The sequence below is a fragment of the Candidatus Ryanbacteria bacterium CG10_big_fil_rev_8_21_14_0_10_43_42 genome, from assembly GCA_002793915.1.
Lineage (GTDB): Bacteria > Patescibacteriota > Minisyncoccia > Ryanbacterales > 2-02-FULL-48-12 > 1-14-0-10-43-42.
On sequence record PFEF01000010.1, the window covers coordinates 124,092 to 125,171 of the forward strand.

Consider the following 1,080-nt stretch of genomic DNA (forward strand, 5'->3'; position numbering starts at 1 on the left):
GTTTGGGTAGAAATATTAATACAACGCATTACGAACGATCAGAAACACAGGGAACACAAAATCTAGACCGGCAATTAATATCCCAGCAATAGCCAACTTACTTAGCCATCCAACATCATTTCTATACGCATAATATGATAAGGATGCCAAAGCTATGCTAATTGGTAGGAAAACTACCACAAAATAAACAGTAGTTTCATACCAATTATGGACATCCAGAGTACCAAATAGATCAGTTAACAAGTAGATGCTAACAATTGAGAGAATTAATATGAGTAAACTTCGTATAATTTTCATATATTTATCTGATACGATTACTAATATTATTCCAAACATTTTCATTACGCCAAAGATCAGAATGAGCTCCTATAAAACTTGTATCCCCAGTGGCATTATAATTACTCGCTTTACTGTATTGTCGACCACCCCACCCAAACTGACCTATGGACAATTTTGCACCGAGCCAGCGGCCAAAGTTTCCAAATGCAACGCGCCCGAGTACTTCCGACACAGAAGTTTGAGTACCGCCAAACTTCTGGACAAAATCTTTATTACTGTACGCATTAACATGTTGCCCAATTCTGTCGTAATTAGGTTGGTAATCACCACTCGTCGGAGTACCCAATGTAACAAGCGTATCAATCCTTCTTTCGGTCATCTGGCTTACAAGATTCGCGATGTTTCCGCCATGACTGTGACCCACGATATTAAGCTGTTCCCCTTCTGCGAAGTCATGGTTATTTATTAAATTGACAACGTGATTAGCTGCTCTCTCGCGAGCTCCTGGATTATCACCGCCGGACCAAAAATCTTTATTGTTTATAACTACCGGTGTCTCACCAAACGTCTCTCCTACTGAATTAATGAAGTTCCCGGCAGATCCGTCGTCAGACCAATCTTTCTCGCTATAACCCGTACCCGGAACAACTACGGTAAACAATCCTTCCGGATCAATAAAGTTGAGCGGATTGTTTCGGACGTAGGAATACCCATTCAACTGCTGGGGATCTTGGAGAAACTTCTGCGGGTTGTCGCGGGATGCCGGATCCACAGCCAGAAATCGCCCAAGGACTGGATGAT

The 1,080-nt window shown here is 41.9% G+C and carries 2 protein-coding genes and 1 pseudogene (1 of these 3 cut by a window edge); all 3 read right to left on the minus strand.

Annotation, left to right across the window (positions count from 1 at the left end; genetic code table 11):
* Window positions 1-15 precede the first annotated feature (15 nt).
* On the minus strand, window positions 16-297 hold the full coding sequence (locus tag COU90_04790) for a hypothetical protein (GenBank protein ID PJE64159.1): 282 nt from the start codon (window positions 295-297) through the stop codon (window positions 16-18).
* A gap of 4 nt (window positions 298-301) precedes the next feature.
* Window positions 302-940 carry a hypothetical protein gene (locus tag COU90_04795; protein PJE64160.1) on the minus strand — a complete coding sequence of 213 codons (639 nt, stop codon included), beginning with the start codon at window positions 938-940 and terminating at the stop codon, window positions 302-304.
* A gap of 10 nt (window positions 941-950) precedes the next feature.
* A pseudogene (locus COU90_04800) lies at window positions 951-1,080 on the minus strand (hypothetical protein) (it continues 842 nt past the right edge of the window).

What these genes read in the sequence shown, in the direction of transcription:
- COU90_04790 (PJE64159.1), bottom strand. Translation starts at nt 297, where the DNA reads ATGAAAATTATACGAAGTTTACTCATATTAATTCTCTCAATTGTTAGC.